Origin of the sequence: Aquipuribacter nitratireducens, assembly GCF_037860835.1 — a bacterium.
Classification (GTDB): domain Bacteria; phylum Actinomycetota; class Actinomycetes; order Actinomycetales; family JBBAYJ01; genus Aquipuribacter; species Aquipuribacter nitratireducens.
In genome coordinates this window covers 418331-436001 of the sequence record NZ_JBBEOG010000002.1, presented here as the reverse complement: position 1 = coordinate 436001, position 17671 = coordinate 418331, and the positions used below count along the sequence as shown (strand labels likewise).

Here is a 17671-nt window from a genome sequence, read left to right as displayed (position 1 = left end):
GGGGGGTCTCTCATGTGGGTGAGAGACCTGTCATGTCCGGGGCCGTCGGGCCCGGGTCAGGGTCTCGTGCCGGTCACCCCGACGTCGTAGAACACGCCCTGCGGGAGGACCTTCGACAGCACGCGGTCGACGCGCCCGAGCCGCTGCCAGCCCCGGTAGGCGAACATCGCCCAGCCCCACCCGAGCCGCTCGGGGTTGACGGCGGCCTCGAAGGTCCGCACGGGCCAGCCGAGGAACGCCGCGAGCAGCTCCTCCGTCGCCGTCGTGACGTCGACGGCACCCGCACGGAGGGCGGTCCGGGCGAGGTCGCCGGGGTGGAAGGTGTGGAGGTCGACGACCGCCTCGAGCGCGGCGGCGCGCGAGGACTCGTCGAGCTCCTCCTTGCTGCGCGCCCAGCGCTCGCGGAACGGCGGCAGGTGCGTGACGCGGGTGGTCACGGCCCACGTCGCGCGCCCCAGGGCACGGGCGTAGCGGTCGCCCACGACCGTCGGCTCCCCGGCGAAGAGGAACCGGCCGCCGGGACGCAGCACGCGCAGGCACTCGCGCAGGCCCGCCTCGACGTCGGGGACGTGGTGGAGGACGGCGTGACCGAGGACGAGGTCGAAGGAGGCGTCGTCGAAGGGCAGCTCGGTGATGCCGGCGACCTGGCCGCTCACCCCGCCCTCGCCGTCGGGGAACCCGAGCCTGCGGGCGTGCTCGAGGGCGACGTCGACCATCCCGGCGGAGACGTCGGTGACGACGACCTCCTCCAGCCAGCCGGCCTGGCGCAGGTTGAGGGAGAAGAAGCCGGTCCCGGCCCCGATCTCGAGCGCGCGGCCGAACGGCTTCGGGGCTGCCGCCGCGGCGGGACCGAGGGTGGTGGCGAACCGGGCCGAGGCGAAGTCGATGCACCGCTCGTCGAAGGAGATCGACCACTTGTCGTCGTAGGTGCCGGACTCCCAGTCGTGGTAGAGCACCTGCGCGAGGTCGGTGTCGTGCCACGCGGCCTCGACCTCGGCCTCCGTGGCCGCAGGACGCGGGGTCTCCTCCGGCGTGTCGCCCGGGGTGTCGTCGCCCACGTCAGCTCCCCTCGAAGACGGCCTTGCCGGGGCCCTGCTCGACGAAGGAGCGCAGGCCGGCCTGGGCGTCCCGCGTGCCGAAGAGGCCGGCGAACAGGCCGCGCTCCAGCTGCAGCCCCTCCGCGAGCGAGCCGTCGAGGCCCGCGTCGACGGCCTGCTTCGCCGCGGCGACGGCGACCTGGGCGGCCGTCGCGTACCGCGCGAGACGGGCCCTGGCCGCGGTCTCCGCCGTCCCGGCGGGGGCCACCTCGTCGGCGAGACCCAGCTCGAGCGCCTCGGCCGCGTTCACCATGCGCCCGGTCCACACGAGGTCCTTCGCCCGCCCGGGGCCGACGAGCCGGGCGAGGCGCTGCGTGCCGCCGGCGCCCGGGACGAGGCCGAGGGTGATCTCCGGGAGGCCGACGCGGGCGCCCTCGTCGAGCACCCGGTGGTCGCACGCGAGCGCGAGCTCGAAGCCGCCGCCGAGCGCGAACCCGCTGACGGCGGCGACGGTGGGGACCGGCAGCCCGGCGACGTCGTCGAGCGCGCCCTGCAGGTCGGCGGCGAGCCGGAGAACGTCGCGCATGCCCATGCCCGCCATCTCCTTGATGTCGGCGCCCGCGGCGAAGACGTCGCCGCCGGTGACGACGACCCCGCGGACGCGCGCGTCGGCGCGCGCGTGGCGGACGGCCTCGGCGACGCCGTCGCGGATGCTCGCCCCGATGGGGTTCATCGGCGGCCGCACGAGGCGGACGGTGCCGATCACCCAGTCGGCGTCGCCGGCCCCTGCGTGGGGGTCACCGTGGGCCGGGTCGTGCGGGGCGGTCTCCCACTGGACGTGCGGGCCGCACGCGAGCGTCTCGACGTCGGGCATGGGCCCGATCCTGCCACCGGTCCTGCCGGTCCCCGTGCGGGTGGGCAGACTGCACCCCGTGCTCCACGACGCCTCCGCCCCGCCGCTGCGCGCGACCGGCAACGCCCGGCCGTTCCCGCTGGGGGTGGTACCCGGGCCCCGGGGCTCGACGGTGGCGGTGGTCGCCGACCACGCCGACGCCGTCGAGGTGTGCGTCGTCCGCGCCGACCCCCGGGCGCCCGGCGGGCGGCGGGAGCACCGCGTGCGCCTGCCCGGACGCACCGGCACGGTGCACCACGGCTGGGTCGAGGGCCTTCTCGAGGGCGACCGCTACGTGCTGCGGGCGCACGGGCCGTGGGAGCCCGCGGCCGCGCTGCGGTACAACCCCGCGAAGGCGCTCGTCGACCCGTACGCGCGGGCGCTCGACGGTCCCGTCCGGTTCGGCGCCTCCCTGTTCGACCACGTCCGGGACCACGGCCGCGCGAGCGACGTGCCGAGCCCGCTCGACTCCCTCGGCGACGTGCCGTTCGGCGTCGTGACGGCCCCGCTCGACGCGGCGGGCGTCGCGGCCCTCGACGCGGGTCGCCCCCGGACCCCGTGGTCGCGGACCGTCGTCCTCGAGGCGCACGTCCGCGGTCTCACCATGCGCCACCCGGGTGTGCCCGGCCCCCTGCGGGGGACGTACGCGGGCCTCGCTCACCCCGCCGTCGTCGAGCACCTCCTCGCGCTCGGCGTCACGGCGGTCGAGCTCCTGCCCGTGCACGCGAGCACCGCGGAGCCGGGGCTGGCCGAGCGCGGCGGGGTCAACTACTGGGGCTACAGCACGCTGTCGTTCCACGCCCCGGAGCCGCGCTACAGCGCCGCGGTGCGCGCCGGCGGGGACGCCGCGGCCGCGGTCGAGGAGTTCCGGGACGCCGTCCGCACGCTGCACGCCGCCGGGCTCGAGGTGTGGCTCGACGTCGTCTACAACCACACGTGCGAGGGCGGGGACGGTGGCACGTCCCTGAGCTTCCGGGGTCTCGACAACGCCCTCTACTACCGCACCGCCGGGGCCCGCTACCTCGACGTCACCGGCACCGGCAACACGCTCGACCTGTCCCACCCGGAGGTCACGCGCCTCGCCCTGGACTCGCTGCGGTACTGGGTCCGCGAGATGGGCGTCGACGGGTTCCGCTTCGACCTCGCGCCGGCGCTAGCCCGCCGCCACGACGACGACCAGGGGGTCGGCGGATTCGACCGCGACCACCCGTTCCTCGTCGCCGCCCGCACCGACCCCGTGCTGCGCGACGTCAAGCTCGTAACGGAGCCGTGGGACGTCGGCCCGTACGGGTGGCGCACCGGGCAGTTCCCCGTCCCCTTCGCCGACTGGAACGACCGGTTCCGCGACGGCGTGCGCGCGTTCTGGCTCGAGGGGTCGCGGGCAGAGCTCGAGGGCCGCCCGGGACCTGGCGTGCGGGACCTCGCGACCCGGCTCGCCGGCTCCGAGGACGTCTTCGGCGGCCGGCGGCGCGGCGGCTCCCGCGACGCGACGGCGAGCGTCAACTTCGTGACCGCCCACGACGGGTTCACCCTCGCCGACCTCGTGTCGTTCGACCGGAAGCACAACGAGGCCAACGGCGAGGACAACCGCGACGGGCACGGGCACAACCTGTCGTGGAACCACGGCCACGAGGGGGCCACGGACGACCCCGCCGTCCTGCTGGAGCGGCGGCGGTCGCTGCGCGCCCTGCTCGGGACCCTGCTGCTGTCCGCGGGTGTGCCCATGCTGCTCGCGGGCGACGAGCTGGGGCGCACGCAGCTCGGCAACAACAACGGCTACTGCCTCGACGACCCGACGACGTGGACGGACTGGGACCTGCAGCCGTGGCAGCGCGACCTCGTGGAGACGACGCGGTTCCTCGTCGGGCTCCGCGCGGCGCACCCGGTCCTGCGGCAGGACCGCCACTTCGGCGACCGACCCCGGCAGCGCCCCGACGGCACCCGGGACATCGGCTGGTTCGACGGAGACGGCGAGGAGGTGTCGGAGGCCGCGTGGGCGGATCCGTGGCGTCGCACGCTGCTGGCGTTCCTCAACGGCGACGGCGTCGCGGAGCACCTGCTCGAGCGCGACGACGTCGGGGACCCGGTGCGGGCGGAGTCGTTCCTCGTCGTGGTCCACGGCGGGGCGCACCCCCGCGAGGTGCAGCTGCCGGAGGCGCCGTGGGCGGCGGGCTACCGGCGCGTGTGGTCGTCGGTCCAGGAGCGCCCGTCGTGGCCGACCGGTCCCGGCGGTCACGCGGGCGCGGGCCCCGCCGACCTGCGCGGCGGGGAGCGGGTGACGGTCGAGTCCCGGAGCCTCACGCTCCTGCGGGTCGTCCGGAGCTGAGGCGGCGTCGCCGTACGGCGACCCGTTGCGGGACGCCTGACCGGACAGGTCTGTCAGGACGAGCGGGAGTCCTCGCAGGTCGATCGGCGATCGCCTGTCGGTGTTCCCGGAGGAGGGTCGGCTATGGGGACAACCAGGGCGCCGCCTGCGGGAGCGCGCCAGGTGGGAGGGCGACCACTCGACCGGATCGCCACAAGGGCCCACGACCCTGAATTGCTCGTGGGCAGGGCGCGTCGCGGGAGCCGCCTTCGACCGTAGAGTCGCAGGGGTGCTGGACCCTGCGGAGGCAGTAAAGGCGGCCGCCGAGGACGCTGCCGCTTCGGGCCGCCCTCCGCTGGTGTTCCTCAGCCAGGCGATGCTGCAGGACCTAGCGCGCTGGACAACCCGAATGCCCACGGTGGGCGCTGACGCGATGGCCGTGGCCCAGCGCTATTGGAACCAGGGGCAGAGCAGTCCAGAGGAGCTCACATCTGCTCGAGTTGCTTGCTGGGAGTACCTAAAGCGGAAGAACGGGACCGACGTCGCCACGAACCGGCGGGGCGACTACCTCGTTCGGGCTGTCATCTGTGCTCTCTACACGCCAGGCACAGACCACGATCTACAGGACACGGCTGACTGGTTCTGCCGCATGCTTGAGGGTGCTCAGAGTGCGCCTCACAGTTGAGCCCGACCGCGATCTGAACGTAGCCGGCAGCCGGTTGGCTACCGGCAATATGTCACCTTCGGCGCGGGGCCACAGCGGTCAGGCAGCGCCAGACGGCCGAACGGGAACCCGTGCGTGCTAACCCTGCTCTGTCTCACTTGCGTCGTCGACGTGCCGCAGTGACGACCGCGGCGGACCGCTGCTGGAGGTGCGCCGTGCCGTTCGGGCGGACCCACTCTGGGTCGCGGTCCCACGGCGGCGTTCGGCCGTCCACTGGCTGCGCCGTGAGGTGCCAGCCGTCGCACAAATCGCACGGGTAGACCCGGACAGGGAGCCGGCGCTGCTTGTCCTTCCTGGCGGCCTTCTGCTGGATGCTGGAGAGCGCGGCACGGGCGGACGCCTGGTCCGGGTGGAACGCCTTCTCGCAGTTCCGCACGCCCTGAGTGTTCCATCGGCCGGCCAGCCGTGTCCGCTACTGGATCAGTGAGCGGGACGGCAAGCAGCCTGGACGCCGACATCCTCGGACTAGATGCTTTGCTGTCACTCCGCCGAGGCGTCGTTGACCCACTCGGCCTGGGACCCGCGGGCAGCCGCCCATACCCGCGCCAGCATGTCAACAGCGAACGGCCCCCAGGCCAACAGCAGAAAGAAGGCGCCCAGCAGCCCCAGTTCCCACGCATGCCAGTACTGCTCGGACCACTCGACCGCGCGGACTCGAGCCGGCGCGTCGAGCTGGTAGATGACGTCTAGCGAGTCCCCCTCGGCGAGCAGCCGGTAATCGCCCTCCGGCGGTGTGAACTCCTTGGTGGCAGCCTCGACAACACCGCCTCCACGCGTCTCGAAGCGCAGCTGAACTACAGGGGTACGGCGCTCGTAGTCGATGGAGAGCACCGTCGCAGTCGTCCGGGCGACCCCCGCCTCGAAGGCGCGTTCGTCTCGGACGCTGTCCACTGCGCCGAGCAGGAAGACGACTCCGAGAAGCGACAGGAATCCGAGGCTGACGAGCACGGCTGCACGCGTGCGACGCTCAGCCTTCAGCTCAGCCGCCGTGGGCGTACGAGCCCGGCGCCCCCCGCGACGCTCCGCCATGCGGACATCCTCCCTCGCCGTAGCCATGCTGACCACGGTGCCGGGAGCATCGTCCGCCGAAGCGCAACCCTCTAGCCGCCATCACCACCCCCGCATCAGAACGAGACGCCGTCGCCGGTAGCCGATGCCTGTGCGGGCAAGGTACCGCCCGCCTCATGGGCGAAAAGGCGCCGACAACGCAGCGAGAAGAAGCAGTGCCAGGCCAAGCAGCGGCAGAAGATCGATGGCGTTCAAGGCCACGGGGAGCCAGACGGCCCGTACGCGACGGCGGGCGAGCCGCAGCGTCCACGGCAGGAGCGCGAGACCGGCCAGCAGGACCAGGCCGAGGAGGAGCAGGGACCCGAACACCAGCACATAGCCGTGGGGGTCGTACAGCGCGTAGTCGTCTGGAGAAAGCGCCCGTGCCCTCTGCTCGCCCATCCAGTAGTCCAACCAGAACGCTGCCAGCACGCCCGGGGGGACACCGAGCAACAACGACAGGACGGCCGTTTCCCAGGACCGCGGGAGCGCAGGCCGCGTGCCCGTCGAATGAGCCTCCCCCTCCCCGGCCCCTACGTGCGAGTCCCTCACCGACTCATGGTGCCCGAACGCTGGCGCCGTCCGGCGGAGCGGCCACTCGTCGAGGGATTCGACCATGCCGGCCAGCGCCGCCCTCGTCCGCCGGTTGACGCCGCCCCGCATGCGGATCGGCATGCGGAGCGTGCCGATCCTCGGCGGGACCCAGGTGCGACGGGAGGCGGAGTCGGTCGCCGGCTGAGCGCTTGACCGGTCAGTCTTCGGTAGTCGGGCCCCCATCTACCCCGCCGGTGATCGGGCAAGGTGGTGGGTATGTCGGACGCCGTCGCGTTGCTCCTCCTCGTGGCTGCGTTCGCGTCGTTCGGCTTGGACGGGTACCGACAGTGGCCGAGGCTGCGGTCAAGTGCCGATTCAGGTCGAGCGTTCTGGCTCATCAGTCGTGAGAGGCAGCGACCATGTACTGATCTTGGTAGGCGTAGGCCTCCTCGTCATCGCGATCCTGGCTCTGCAGGCGGGGCCGCAGTGGGGCTTGCTTGCGCTGCCACTGATCGTGGTCGTGATCTGGTACCTGGCGGGTTTGCCTGGCTACCCCACATCGGGCCGGGGAGCTCGTCGACGCCATGAGGAGTGATCAGCAACGCCTCGCGAACGATCGCCAGCTAGCCATCCCCTGCTGGGACCAACGCCCTCGCGGATGAACGTCACGAACAGGGCCATGCAGACGGTGCTGCTCGTGCACGCTGATGCGAGAGGGAGGACCGATGAAGTGCACGTTCGTTCGTAGGGGCTCGGCCATGACGAGTGTGCCCATGGCGCCCTCCGCGCCGCTGGGGTCGCGGCGAGACGACCGGGTGCTGCGCTCGGGCTTCATGGCGACGGCGCTGCTGGCGGCGCCCTGGTTGCTGTCGGTCGCGCTCTACGCCGGGTCGATGCTCCTGGCCTCCGCCTGGCTCTTTGTCGCCTCGTTCTGGGCAGTCCTTGCGGCGGGTCCGATGGCGATGCTCGCTGCACCTCTGACTGTGATGGCGGTGCGTCGCCGGGCGCCATGGCTCCGCCCCGCCTGTCTGATCTCGCTGGTCAACGTCCTACTCCTCCTGCCGTTCCTGGCGTTCGCGTCGTTGCAGATGGAGTTGTGGGGGCGCTGACGACCCGAACTCAGGGAGCGTTCGAGAACGCGGCACCGGCTCACCGGATACCGATCCGCTACCGGACCAGTCGCACGTCGACCGGGACGTCGAGGTCCGCCCAGGCCCGGTCCGCCGTGAGGACCTGCGGCGGATCGCTGCGGACCGCCAGGGCGAGGCAGCAGCGGTCCCCGAGGGACAGCGAACGACCGCCGGGGAGGCCTCGCATGGCGCCCGCGAGCTCGGCATCGGCTTCGGTCACTGGTTCCACCCGCACGCCTGCGGCACCGAGCAGCTCCCGCAGCCGCGCGGGGTCGACGTCCTCGTCGACCAGCTTGCCGATGACCTCGGCCAGGTTGGCTGCCCCCAGCAGCGAGCCGGGCAGGACAGCCATGACCATGTCCGCGCCGGCTTCGTCGTGCAGGAGGGCGAGGACCGCAGACGCGTCGAGCACGGTCATTCGCGGGCTGCTGCCTCACGCCGCTCGGCGAGGAGCTGCTCGACCAGGGAGCGGGAGGCAGGCACCGAGGCGGCGAAGCCCCGCAGCTCTGCGGCGGCGTCCTGCTGACGCTCCAGGACGAGCCGGCGTCCCGCCAGGTGCAGGTGCAGACGGTCACCGGGAGCCAGTCCCAGGGCGGCCCTCACGTCGGCAGGGATGACAAGACGGCCCTGCTGTCCGAGCACGAGCGTGGCATCCATCGGGCAAGTGTGACACGGCCCGATGCGACATGCCACGAGCGCCGTGCCTGCCCCGGGGGACGATCTGTTGTCGGATTCTCACGCGGCGACGGAGCGCCGAACCAGGACGAGCCGCCGGACGGCGGCTGCAGCAGGATCCTCAGGTGCCCACCCTGCTGCTGCTCCGCCACGGCCAGAGCGCGTGGAACGCCGCCGGCCGGTTCGCTGGCTGGGTCGACGTGGACCTCACCCCGGACGGGGAGCAGCGGGCGCACCGCGCGGGCAGGCTGCTGGCCGACGCGGGCCTGCTCCCCACCGTCCTGCACACCTCCCTGCTCACCCGCTCGGCGTGGACAGGTGCGATCACGGTGACCGCGGCAGGGCGGGCCTGGCTGCCCGTCCACCGCTCGTGGCGCCTCAACGAACGCTGCTACGGGGCACTGGAGGGCCACCAGCGCAGCGCCGTGCGAGCCGAGCACGGCGACGAGCGGTACCGCGCCTGGCGACGCTCCTACGACGTCGCGCCCCCTCCGCGCAGCCCGGCAGCGCACGCCGAGCTGCTCTGCGACCCTCGCTACCGCGACCTGTCGCCGGAGCAGACACCACGGACGGAGAGCCTCGCCGATGTCGTCTCGCGCCTGCTCCCCCACTGGGAGCAGGTGCTGGTCCCCCAGCTGCGAGCCGGGCAGGTCCCGCTGGTGGTGGGGCACAGCAACTCCCTCCGCGCCCTGGTGTCCCACCTGGACGCCATGACGCCGGACGAGGTGCCACACCTCAACGTCCCGACGGGCATGCCCCTCGTGTACGAGCTCGATGACGACCTCGTGCCCGTGGTCCGCGGCGGACGCTACCTCGAACCGGAGGCAGCAGCCCGCGCCGCCGCCGAGGTGGCCGCCCAGGGCGGCGACTCCGGGTCGCCGCCGTCCTGATCAGCGCAGCGCGCCGCTCCTCAGCCGCGCACGTGCCGTGGGGTCAGGAGCCCGCGTTGGCAACCAGCCCGAGCTCGGCGACCGACGACAGCGCGTCGTGGCGCGGGAGCACCCGCACCGTGTACCCGAACGGGCCGGTGCGGCGCAGCTCGAGCGTCGCCGAGAAGCGGTGCCGCCCGCCCTCGTACGCCTCGGCGTGCGCCAGCGGCTCGAAGCGGACGTCGGTGAGGGAGTCGGCGTCGTTGACCCGGCCGTGGACCAGCTGGACGTCGACGTCGTCCGGGTCGAGGCCGCCGAGGCTCACGTACGCGTCGACCCGCAGCGGGTCACCGACCTGCGGGGAGTCGGCGACGTCGCCGGACTCGACGTGGTCGACGCGGACGGCGTGCCAGCCCTGGAGCACGCGCTGCTTCCACGCCGCGAGCTCGCGTGCCCCCGCGTGGTCCGGGGTCCCGTCGAGCTCGCGCGAGGCGACGGCGGCCGGCGCGTACAGCTCCCCGACGTAGTCGGCGACCATGCGGTCGGCGAGGACCTTCGGCCCGAGCGTCGCGAGCGTGTGCCGCACCATCTGCAGCCACCGGCGCGGCAGGCCGGCCTCGTCGCGGTCGTAGAAGCGGGCCGCGACGGACGTCTCGACGAGGTCGTAGAGCGCCGCGGCCTCGAGGTCGTCGCGGTGGTCGGGGTCGTCGACACCGTCGGCGGTGGGGATCGCCCAGCCGTTCTCGCCGTCGAACCACTCGTCCCACCAGCCGTCGAGGATGGACAGGTTGAGCCCGCCGTTCAGCGCGGCCTTCATCCCCGACGTACCGCACGCCTCGAGCGGGCGCAGCGGGTTGTTGAGCCACACGTCGCAGCCCGGGTACAGCGACTGCGCCATCGCGATGTCGTAGTTCGGCAGGAACGCGATGCGGTGGCGCACGTCGTGCTGGTCGGCGAAGCGGATGACCTGCTGGATGAGCCGCTTGCCCGCCTCGTCGGCGGGGTGGGACTTGCCGGCGATGAGCAGCTGCACCGGGCGGGTCGGGTGGGTGAGCAGGGCCTTGAGCCGCTCCGGGTCCCGCAGCATGAGGGTGAGCCGCTTGTACGTCGGCACCCGGCGCGCGAAGCCGATCGTGAGGACGTCGGGGTCGAGCGCGTCGTCGACCCACCCGAGCTCGGCGGGAGAGGCACCGCGCCGCAGCCACGAGCGCCGCAGCCGGCGCCGCGCCTCCTGCACGAGCTGCTCGCGGAGCGTGCGGCGCAGCGCCCACAGGGCCTCGTCGGGGACCCGCTCGACGGCCGACCAGTCGACGGCGCCCTTGTCGGAGCCGTCGCCGACGACGCCGCCCTGCTCGGCGAGGAGCGCGACGACGCGGTCGTCCACCCACGTCGGCGCGTGGACGCCGTTCGTGATGGAGGAGATGGGCGTCTCGGTGGCGTCGAAGCCCGGGAAGAGACCCTCGAACATGTCGCGGCTCACGACCCCGTGGAGGCGGGACACCCCGTTGGCGCGCTGCGCCAGACGCAGGCCCATCACGGCCATGTTGAAGACGCTGGGGTCGCCGCCGTCGAAGTCCTCGGCGCCGAGCGCGAGCACCTTGCCCACCGGGACGCCGTCGACGCCGTTGTCGCCGCCGAAGTACGTCTCGATCTGGTCCCGGCCGAAGCGGTCGATGCCCGCGGGCACGGGGGTGTGCGTAGTGAAGACCGTGCCCGCGCGCACCGCCTCGAGCGCCTCGTCGAACTCGAGGCCGGCCTCGACGTGCTCGCGGATGCGCTCGAGCCCGAGGAAGCCCGCGTGGCCCTCGTTGGAGTGGAAGACCTCGGGCTCCGGCGCGCCGGTGAGCCGGGAGAACAGCCGCAGGGCCCGCACGCCGCCGATGCCCAGGAGCATCTCCTGCTGGAGCCGGTGCTCCTTGCTGCCGCCGTACAGCCGGTCCGTCACCGTGCGCGCCCGCTCGTCGTTGCCCGGGATGTCGGAGTCGAGGAGGAGCAGCGGCACCCGCCCGACCTGCGCGCGCCACACGTGCGCGCGCAGCGTGCGCCCGCCCGGCAGGCCGACCGTCACCACCGCGGGGGCGCCGTCCTCCTCGCGCAGCAGCGACAGCGGCAGGCCGTCGGGGTCGAGGACGGGGTAGGTCTCCTGCTGCCAGCCGTCGCGGCTCAGGGACTGCTTGAAGTAGCCGGTCTTGTAGAACAGCCCGACACCGACGACGGGCACGCCGAGGTCGGAGGCGGACTTGAGGTGGTCGCCGGCGAGGATGCCGAGGCCCCCGGAGTACTGCGGCAGGGCCGCCGCGATGCCGAACTCCGGCGAGAAGTACGCGATGGACGCCGGCACGTCCTGCTGCCGCTGGTACCACCGGTCGCTCGTGAGGTACCCGTGCAGCTCCTCCGCCGCGGCGCGTACCCGGCGCACGAGGGCGGCGTCCTCGGCGAGGACCTGCAGCTCCTCGGGCGTGAGCAGCCCGAGCATGCGCGCGGGCTCGTGGCGGGCGGCCTCCCACTTGCGCGGGTCGAGGGAGGCGAACAGGTCACGGGTCGGGGTGTGCCACGACCAGCGAAGGTTGAGCGCGAGCTCGCCGAGCGGCGCGAGGGGCTCGGGCAGCACGGTGCGGACGGTGAAGCGCCGGATTGCTCTCACGTGCAGGGAGCGTATGCGCTCGCCGGTCACCCCGGCGGGCGGGACGGGTCAGCGCGCCGCGAAGGTGAGGCAGACCGCGCTCGCGCCGGAGGTGTCGACGTCGATCTCCTCGGCGGTGCACTCGAGGTTCTCGTTGTGCACGCAGCCCGCCTCGTGGCAGGCGCCGACCTGCGCGTCGCCGGACTCGGTGCCGCCGCGCGCGTCCGCGGGCAGGAACGTCTCGCACGCGGCGGAGCCGCTGTTGCCGATGGTGATGGCGGCGGCGTGGCAGTGGTGCTCGCCGTTGTAGGCGCACGACGTCGCCTCGCACGAGTGGACGATGGGGAGCGCGGCACCGACGGGCATGGGTCCTCCTGCGGACGGGACGTCAGACGAGCGGACGCAGACGACGGTAGCGACCCCGACGCGTTTCCGACACCCCGACGCGCGGACGAATCCGCAGGTCAGAGGCCGTTTAGCCGTGGTCCGTGTTGCGTAAACCGGGCAGGCACGGCACACCTTGCCGGCGACGGGGAGTCGCTGACGTGCCGCGCCACGCCCGGTCTCGGTACGGTCGGTCCCGTGGCTGCCGACCCGACGTCCGCCCGCCCCTCCCGCGAGCCCCGCGCCGCCGGGACCGTCGAACCACCGCAACCCGTGCGACCACCCGTCGACCTCTCCGGGCGCCAGGTCGGCCGCATCCCCGTCCTCGACGTCACGCCCCGCGTGGACGACGGCCGCTGGCCCGCCCGCGCCGTCGTCGGCGAGGCCGTCCCGGTCGAGGCCACGGTGTTCCGCGAGGGCCACGACGCCGTCGCCGCGTACGCGGTGCTGACCGCGCCGGACGGGCGGGAGGCCGCGCGCGTCCGCATGCACGAGCTGGCGCCGGGCTCCGACCGGTTCGGGGCGTGGGTCGTCCCGGACGCGACCGGCGACTGGACGTTCCACGTCGAGGGCGCCTCCGACGTGTGGGCGACGTGGGAGCACGCCGCGACCGTCAAGGTCGCCGCGGGCGTCGACGTCGAGGTCATGCTCGCCGAGGGCGTGCCGGTGCTGCAGCGCGCCGCGGCCCTCGCGGAGGCCGCGGGCGACCGCCCCGCCGCCGAGGTCTGCCACGACGCCGTCGCCGCGCTGCAGGACCCCGCCCGCCCGGTCGAGGCGCGCCTGGCGCCCGGCGTCGGCCCGGAGGTGCACGCCGTCGTCGACCGCTACCCCGTCCTCGACCTCGTCACCGCCTCCGCGCCCCTGCGGCTGCGTGTCGAGCGCGAGCGGGCCCTCTTCAGCGCGTGGTACGAGTTCTTCCCCCGCTCCGAGGGCGCGCACTACGACGAGGAGAACCGGCAGTGGGTGTCGGGCACCCTCCGCACCGCCGCCGAGCGCCTCCCCGCGGTCGCGGCCATGGGCTTCGACTTCATCTACATGCCGCCGATCCACCCCATCGGGCGCATCAACCGCAAGGGCCGCAACAACACCCTCGACCCGCAGCCGGGCGACCCGGGATCGCCGTGGGCGATCGGCGCGGCGGAGGGCGGCCACGACGCCATCCACCCCGACCTCGGCGACGAGGACGACTTCGCGTACTTCGTCTCCCGCGCGAAGGAGGTCGGCCTCGAGGTCGCCCTCGACTTCGCCCTCCAGTGCGCGCCGGACCACCCGTGGGCCACCGACCACCCCGAGTGGTTCACCACCCGCGTCGACGGCTCGATCGCGTACGCGGAGAACCCGCCGAAGAAGTACCAGGACATCTACCCCGTCAACTTCGACAACGACCCCGAGGGCATCTACGCGGAGTCGCTGCGGCTCCTCGAGTTGTGGATCTCCCGCGGGGTCACCGTCTTCCGGGTCGACAACCCCCACACGAAGACCGTCGAGTTCTGGGAGTGGCTCATCGGCCGCGTCAACGCCGAGCACCCGGAGGTCATCTTCCTGGCGGAGGCGTTCACCCGGCCGCAGATGATGCGGACCCTCGGCAAGGTCGGGTTCCAGCAGTCGTACACGTACTTCACGTGGCGGACCTCGAAGCAGGAGCTCACCGACTACGTCACCGAGCTCGCGACCGTCTCCGCGCACTACATGCGCCCGAGCTTCTGGCCCAGCACGCCCGACATCCTCCACGCGTTCCTCCAGTACGGCGGGCCCGCCGCCCACCGCCTGCGGGCCGTGCTCGCGGCCACGCTCGTGCCGAGCTGGGGCATCTACGCCGCCTACGAGCTCGGCGAGCACGTGGCCCGGCCGGGCGCGGAGGAGTACATCGACAACGAGAAGTACGAGTACCGCCCCCGGGACTGGGCGGCCGCCGAGCGGGAGGGCCGCTCCCTCGCACCGCTCCTCACCCGGCTCAACGAGATCCGCAAGGAGCACCCGGCGCTGCAGCGGCTGCGCGGCATCGTCTTCCACCAGACCGAGGACGACGCCGTCATCGCCTACTCCCGCCACGTGCCGGCCGAGCACTCCCCGACGGGGAAGGCCGACACGGTGCTGACGGTCGTCAACCTCGACCCTCACGCCGCGCGGGAGACGATGGTCCACGTCGACACGACGACCCTCGGGCTGCCCCCGCACGCGTCGTACGTGGTCCACGACCTCCTGAGCGGGCAGTCGTACTCGTGGGCGGGGTCGAACTACGTCCGCCTCGACCCCTACCACGCGACGGCGCACGTCTTCGCCGTGCGCGCCCACTGAGAGGAGCCTCGTGCAGGGACTGCAGCTGTCGAGCCCCGGGCTCGACAACGACCCCCACTGGTACAAGAAGGCGGTCTTCTACGAGGTCCTCGTCCGGGCCTTCAGCGACTCCACAGGGTCCGGCTCCGGGGACTTCCAGGGCCTCATCGACAAGCTCGACTACATCCAGTGGCTGGGCGTCGACTGCCTCTGGCTGCCGCCGTTCTACGCCTCCCCGCTGCGCGACGGCGGCTACGACATCAGCGACTACTACGCGGTGCTGCCGGAGTTCGGCACGCTGCCGCAGTTCACCGAGCTGGTGTCCGCCGCGCACGCACGCGGGATCCGCGTCGTCACCGACCTCGTCATGAACCACACCTCCGACGCCCATCCGTGGTTCCAGGCCTCGCGCAGCGACCCCGAGGGGCCGTACGGCGACTTCTACGTGTGGAGCGACACCGACGAGAAGTACGGCGACGCGCGCATCATCTTCGTCGACACGGAGACGTCGAACTGGGCGTTCGACCCCGTGCGGCGGCAGTTCTACTGGCACCGCTTCTTCTCCCACCAGCCGGACCTCAACTTCGACAACCCGGCCGTGCAGGACGCCATGGTCGACGTCGTCCGGTTCTGGATGGACCTCGGCATCGACGGCTTCCGGCTCGACGCCGTGCCCTACCTCTTCGAGGAGGAGGGCACGAACTGCGAGAACCTGCCCCGCACGCACGACTTCCTCGCGAAGGTCCGCAAGGTCGTCGACGAGGAGTACCCGGGTCGCATCCTGCTCGCCGAGGCGAACCAGTGGCCCCGCGACGTGGTCCCGTACTACGGCAGCGACGACGCCCCCGAGTGCCACATGTGCTTCCACTTCCCCGTGATGCCCCGGCTGTACTACGCGCTCCGTGACGAGCGGGCGGGCTCGGTCCTCGACATCCTCGCCGACACCCCGGAGATCCCCGCCACCGGCCAGTGGGGCACGTTCCTGCGCAACCACGACGAGCTGACGCTCGAGATGGTGACGACGTCGGAGCGCGCCGCGATGTACGGCTGGTACGCCGCGGACCCGCGGATGCGTGCCAACATCGGCATCCGCCGTCGGCTCGCGACGCTGCTCGACAACTCTCGGGCGGAGATCGAGCTCATCCACGCCCTCGTCCTGTCGATGCCGGGCTCGCCGTGCCTGTACTACGGCGACGAGATCGGCATGGGCGACAACATCTGGCTCGACGACCGCGACGGCGTCCGGACCCCCATGCAGTGGAACCCCGACCGCAACGCCGGCTTCTCCGCCGTGCAGGACCCCGGCAAGCTCTACCTGCCGGTCGTGCAGTCGCTGGTCAACCACTACTCGACGGTTAACGTCGAGGCGCAGCTGGCCGCCGGGTCCTCGCTCCTGCACTGGCTGCGCGGCATGCTCGCGCTGCGCAAGCGGCACCCCGTGTTCGGCCTCGGCGCGTTCACGCCGTTGCCGCTCGTCGACCCCGGCACGGTCGTGACTGACGCCCACGCGTGCGACAACGAGACGGTGCTCGCGTTCCTCCGCACGCTCGACGCGACGACGCCGGGCGGGGAGCACGAGACGCCGGAGACGGTGCTGTGCGTGCACAACCTCGCCTCGACGCCGCAGGCGGCCGTGCTCTCGGTCCCGGGCATGGCCGGGGCGCGCATCGAGGACCTCTTCGGCGGGACGGGCTTCCCCGACCTCGACGACGACGGGCGGGTCCGGCTCACCCTCGGCAGCCGGGACTTCTTCTGGCTGCGGCTCGTGCCGGCGGCGGGGAGCGGCGCGTGACGGGCGCCGTCGCCCTGCCGTGGTCGGCGGCGCTGGAGCACGTGCTCCACGCGTGGATGCCGCGACAGCGCTGGTACCCCGCGAAGGGACGCGGGGTGGGACTGCGCCCGCTGGCGGCGTGGGACCTGCCGGGTGCGTCCGTGGACGGCGACGCGCAGGTGACGGTGCACGTCGTCGCCCTCGACTCCGGGGACCGGGTCGACGTGGTCCAGGTGCCGCTCGTGGGGCGACGCGAGCCGCGGGAGGACGCCGAGGCGGCGCTCGTCGGCGCGCTCGAGGGCGCCGACGGCACGCGTCACGTGTACGACGGCCCCCACGACCCCGCGTACGTCGCGGCGCTCCTCGACGCGTTCGAGGTGCCCGAGGGCGGGGACGGCGTGGCCCGGGGACCGGCGAAGGTCCTCAGCGGCGAGCAGTCGAACACGAGCATCATCGTGTCCGGCGAGCCGCCGTCGATCGTCAAGGTGTTCCGCACCCTCCACCCCGGGGCGAACCCGGACGTCGAGGTGCTCGCGGGCCTCACGCGCGAGGGCGCGTCGGCCACGCCGGCCCTGCGCGGCTGGTCGAGCGGGAGCTGGACCCTGGCGGACGGGTCGACCGTGTCGGGGCACCTCGCGGTGGCCGTGGAGTTCCTCGCGGGCTCCGAGGACGCGTGGCGGGTCGCCCTCGCCGCCCTCCGCGCGGGCGACTCCTTCGCCGAGCAGGCCCGCGGTCTCGGGGAGGCCGTCGCCCGGGTCCACCTCGACCTCGCGCACGCCTTCGGCACGGTCGACGTCGACGACGCCGCCCGGGACCGGACCGTCGCGACCCTGCGGTCGCGGTCGGCGTGGGCGCGCCACGCGGTCGCCGAGCTCGCACCCCACGACGGGGCCCTGCAGCGGCACGAGGCCGCGCTGGCCTCGTTGCCCGACCTGCCCGCGCTGCAGCGTGTCCACGGCGACCTCCACCTCGGTCAGGTGCTGCACGCGCCCGGTCGCGGCTGGGTGCTCCTCGACTTCGAGGGTGAGCCGCTGCGCCCGCTCGCCGAGCGCGTCCTCCCCGACCTCGCGCTGCGCGACGTCGCGGGTGTGCTGCGCTCCTTCGACTACGCCGCCGGCCACGACGCCGTCACCGGCGCGGGCTCCCCCGGTACCGACCCGGACGCGTGGGCGGCCGAGGCGCGGGACGCGTTCTGCGGCGGCTACGGGTCCGTCGCCGGTCGCGACCCCCGCGAGGACGACGTCCTCCTCCGCGCGCTCGAGCTCGACAAGGCGCTCTACGAGGTGGTGTACGAGGCGCGCAACCGCCCGTCGTGGCTGCGCATCCCGCTCGCGGCCGTCGAGCGCCTCCTCTGACCCGCCCCGCCCGTCTGCGTTTCTGTCGACAACCGTGCTGTCTGTCTG

At 73.1% G+C, this 17671-nt stretch carries 15 protein-coding genes; 7 read left to right on the top strand and 8 right to left on the bottom strand.

Going from position 1 to position 17671, the window contains the following annotated elements:
- Positions 1–56 precede the first annotated feature (56 nt).
- Positions 57–1058, bottom strand: a complete 1002-nt coding sequence (locus tag WAB14_RS05450) for a class I SAM-dependent methyltransferase (protein WP_340268150.1) — start codon at positions 1056–1058, stop codon at positions 57–59.
- Position 1059: 1 nt separating this feature from the next.
- On the bottom strand, positions 1060–1911 hold the full coding sequence (locus tag WAB14_RS05445; RefSeq protein ID WP_340268148.1) for an enoyl-CoA hydratase/isomerase family protein: 852 nt from the start codon (positions 1909–1911) through the stop codon (positions 1060–1062).
- A 58-nt stretch (positions 1912–1969) separates the two neighbouring features.
- On the opposite strand from WAB14_RS05445, the gene glgX reads away from it, so the two are divergent.
- The gene (glgX, locus tag WAB14_RS05440; protein WP_340268146.1) at positions 1970–4255 is read left to right on the top strand and encodes a glycogen debranching protein GlgX; all 2286 of its coding nucleotides are present in this window, start codon (positions 1970–1972) and stop codon (positions 4253–4255) included.
- A gap of 1183 nt (positions 4256–5438) precedes the next feature.
- Here glgX and WAB14_RS05435 read toward each other — a convergent pair.
- Together WAB14_RS05435 and WAB14_RS05430 are read right to left on the bottom strand one after the other, a co-directional pair.
- Positions 5439–5906 (bottom strand): DUF3592 domain-containing protein, encoded by a 468-nt coding sequence (locus tag WAB14_RS05435; RefSeq protein ID WP_340268144.1) that lies wholly within the window; start codon positions 5904–5906, stop codon positions 5439–5441.
- Positions 5907–6140: 234 nt separating this feature from the next.
- On the bottom strand, positions 6141–6437 hold the full coding sequence (locus WAB14_RS05430; RefSeq protein ID WP_340268142.1) for a hypothetical protein: 297 nt from the start codon (positions 6435–6437) through the stop codon (positions 6141–6143).
- 184 nt (positions 6438–6621) lie between these two features.
- Here WAB14_RS05430 and WAB14_RS05425 point away from each other — a divergent pair, with 184 nt between their 5' ends.
- Both WAB14_RS05425 and WAB14_RS05420 read left to right on the top strand, forming a co-directional pair.
- Positions 6622–6744 (top strand): hypothetical protein, encoded by a 123-nt coding sequence (locus tag WAB14_RS05425; protein ID WP_340268140.1) that lies wholly within the window; start codon positions 6622–6624, stop codon positions 6742–6744.
- A 568-nt stretch (positions 6745–7312) separates the two neighbouring features.
- The gene (locus WAB14_RS05420) at positions 7313–7648 is read left to right on the top strand and encodes a hypothetical protein (protein ID WP_340268138.1); all 336 of its coding nucleotides are present in this window, start codon (positions 7313–7315) and stop codon (positions 7646–7648) included.
- 58 nt (positions 7649–7706) lie between these two features.
- Here the strand turns inward: WAB14_RS05420 and WAB14_RS05415 are convergent, their stop codons facing one another.
- A complete protein-coding gene (locus WAB14_RS05415) occupies positions 7707–8087 on the bottom strand; it encodes a type II toxin-antitoxin system VapC family toxin (protein WP_340268136.1) in 381 nt (126 codons plus the stop codon).
- Entirely contained in the window at positions 8084–8326 is a 243-nt protein-coding gene (locus tag WAB14_RS05410; RefSeq protein WP_340268134.1) for an AbrB/MazE/SpoVT family DNA-binding domain-containing protein, read from the bottom strand. The genes WAB14_RS05415 and WAB14_RS05410 overlap by 4 nt, the downstream gene beginning before the upstream one ends.
- 143 nt (positions 8327–8469) lie before the next feature.
- Here WAB14_RS05410 and WAB14_RS05405 point away from each other — a divergent pair, with 143 nt between their 5' ends.
- Positions 8470–9234: a 2,3-bisphosphoglycerate-dependent phosphoglycerate mutase gene (locus WAB14_RS05405; RefSeq protein WP_377002437.1), complete on the top strand. Its 765-nt coding sequence runs from the start codon at positions 8470–8472 to the stop codon at positions 9232–9234.
- 43 nt (positions 9235–9277) lie between these two features.
- On the opposite strand, the gene glgP is transcribed toward WAB14_RS05405, so the two are convergent.
- Positions 9278–11857, bottom strand: coding sequence for an alpha-glucan family phosphorylase (gene glgP / locus WAB14_RS05400; protein ID WP_340268132.1), 2580 nt, complete (start codon positions 11855–11857; stop codon positions 9278–9280).
- Between the two features lie 48 nt (positions 11858–11905).
- Positions 11906–12202, bottom strand: coding sequence for a DUF1540 domain-containing protein (locus WAB14_RS05395; protein WP_340268130.1), 297 nt, complete (start codon positions 12200–12202; stop codon positions 11906–11908).
- 216 nt (positions 12203–12418) lie between these two features.
- Between WAB14_RS05395 and WAB14_RS05390 the strand changes: the two genes are divergently transcribed.
- The 3 genes from WAB14_RS05390 to WAB14_RS05380 are packed head-to-tail and all read left to right on the top strand — an operon-like array spanning position 12419 to position 17623.
- Positions 12419–14518, top strand: a complete 2100-nt coding sequence (locus WAB14_RS05390; RefSeq protein WP_340268128.1) for an alpha-1,4-glucan--maltose-1-phosphate maltosyltransferase — start codon at positions 12419–12421, stop codon at positions 14516–14518.
- Between the two features lie 10 nt (positions 14519–14528).
- Positions 14529–16289 carry a maltose alpha-D-glucosyltransferase gene (gene treS, locus WAB14_RS05385; protein ID WP_340268126.1) on the top strand — a complete coding sequence of 587 codons (1761 nt, stop codon included), beginning with the start codon at positions 14529–14531 and terminating at the stop codon, positions 16287–16289.
- The gene (locus WAB14_RS05380; protein ID WP_340268124.1) at positions 16286–17623 is read left to right on the top strand and encodes a maltokinase N-terminal cap-like domain-containing protein; all 1338 of its coding nucleotides are present in this window, start codon (positions 16286–16288) and stop codon (positions 17621–17623) included. Before treS ends, WAB14_RS05380 begins: the two co-directional genes overlap by 4 nt.
- The last annotated feature ends 48 nt before the right edge of the window (positions 17624–17671 follow it).

What these genes read in the sequence shown, in the direction of transcription:
- WAB14_RS05410 (WP_340268134.1), bottom strand. Translation starts at nt 8,326, where the DNA reads ATGGATGCCACGCTCGTGCTCGGACAGCAGGGCCGTCTTGTCATCCCT.
- WAB14_RS05425 (WP_340268140.1), top strand. Translation starts at nt 6,622, where the DNA reads ATGCCGGCCAGCGCCGCCCTCGTCCGCCGGTTGACGCCGCCCCGCATG.
- WAB14_RS05420 (WP_340268138.1), top strand. Translation starts at nt 7,313, where the DNA reads ATGGCGCCCTCCGCGCCGCTGGGGTCGCGGCGAGACGACCGGGTGCTG.
- WAB14_RS05445 (WP_340268148.1), bottom strand. Translation starts at nt 1,911, where the DNA reads ATGCCCGACGTCGAGACGCTCGCGTGCGGCCCGCACGTCCAGTGGGAG.
- WAB14_RS05415 (WP_340268136.1), bottom strand. Translation starts at nt 8,087, where the DNA reads ATGACCGTGCTCGACGCGTCTGCGGTCCTCGCCCTCCTGCACGACGAA.
- WAB14_RS05395 (WP_340268130.1), bottom strand. Translation starts at nt 12,202, where the DNA reads ATGCCCGTCGGTGCCGCGCTCCCCATCGTCCACTCGTGCGAGGCGACG.